The following is a 1,528-nucleotide window of genomic DNA, read 5'->3' on the forward strand; positions in this document are numbered from 1 at the left end:
TCTTTTCACTCATAAAACTTACTTTAATAAAAAGAATTGCTGGTTGTTTAAATGTTTTATATATTCTGTTCAATTTTCAAAGACCATTTTATCTCATCGCCTTGAAGCGACTTGATTATCTTATCACTTTAGAAGTTTTATGTCAACATCTTTTTTCAGAAGTTTTTTCTGAATTTCAAGGTGTTTCCTACTCCCCTTAGCAACTTAATCATTATATCATCTAAACGATTACTTGTCAACATTTTTCGACATTTCTTAATGTCGTATTTATTATGTTTACTTAGCTTTCGCTTGGACAACGAAACTAATGATACCACATATATATGGCATATCTATTTCAAATAATCTGATTTAATTAATTTATTCTCATATATCTCTAATTTTCTTTAAATATAACTATTATGCTACTATTGATACACTAGGTTCAGTTTCGTTAAACTTTAATAACTTATACTATATATAAGATTATAATCAAGTAAACTTATAGTCTTATAGAAATCTATATTAATAAAAATAGAGAAAAAAGAATTTAGTTTTCTTTTTTCTCTATCATAATATGTATATTTACTTAAACTTTATTTCTCCATCAGTTATACTTTCTATTATTGCTAATGATTCAACCTTTGCTCCTAAAGATTCTAATACACTTCTACCTTCTTGGAATCCTTTTTCTATAACTATTCCTATTCCCACTAAATTTGCCCCTGCTTGATTAACTAATTCTATTAATCCCTTTGAAGCACATCCCTTAGCTAAGAAATCGTCTATTACTAATATATTTTCGCCTTTATTTAAAAATCTCTTTCCAACTCTAACACTATATTCTTTATTCTTAGTAAATGAGTGAACTTTAACTTCATATAATTCTTTATCTAAATTAAGACTTTCAGTTTTCTTTGCAAAAACAACTGGAACATAATCAAAATATTGAGCAACTATAGCTGCTATACCTATTCCTGATGCTTCTATAGTTAATATCTTATCTATCTTTTCATCTTTGAATCTTCTTTTAAATTCTTTTCCTATTTCATTTAAAAGCTTAATATCCATTTGATGATTTAAAAAACTATCTACTTTTAATATGTTTCCTTCTCTTACTTTTCCATCTTGTCTTATCTTATCTTTTAATAATTCCATCTTAATGTTCCTCTCCTTAATATCTTAAATAAATGATCCTAATAACAAAAAAACTAGACCACTTTAGTCTAGGAACATATAGTTTATATAAAATTTCACTATATATTCGTAGTTAGGATTTGGCTCCTTGTAGAAACGCTCAAGCCATAACTTTAATTGAGCATATACGAATCTAATAAAAATAATTTTTAATATAATATATCATTATATACTTGTAAGTACAAGCATTTTTATAAATTTTTTATATTACATAATAATGTAAAGATAAATAAGCATATTTTTTTACATTATAATATAAAAAAGAGATAGTAATTAAACTATCTCTTTTCGTTACTCACCTGGCAACGTCCTACTCTCCCACACAGTCTCCCGTGCAGTACCATTGGCGCTA

General features: G+C 26.1%; 1 protein-coding gene and 1 riboswitch. The gene reads right to left on the bottom strand.

The window, feature by feature from the left end; genetic code table 11:
• Nucleotides 1-564: 564 nt before the first annotated feature.
• Nucleotides 565-1,137: a xanthine phosphoribosyltransferase gene (locus JOC62_RS19050; RefSeq protein ID WP_204596845.1), complete on the bottom strand. Its 573-nt coding sequence runs from the start codon at nucleotides 1,135-1,137 to the stop codon at nucleotides 565-567.
• Nucleotides 1,138-1,226: 89 nt separating this feature from the next.
• Nucleotides 1,227-1,327, bottom strand: a riboswitch (purine riboswitch).
• Between the last annotated feature and the right edge of the window lie 201 nt (nucleotides 1,328-1,528).

This window comes from Clostridium sardiniense (assembly GCF_016907995.1).
GTDB classification, from domain to species: domain Bacteria; phylum Bacillota; class Clostridia; order Clostridiales; family Clostridiaceae; genus Clostridium; species Clostridium sardiniense.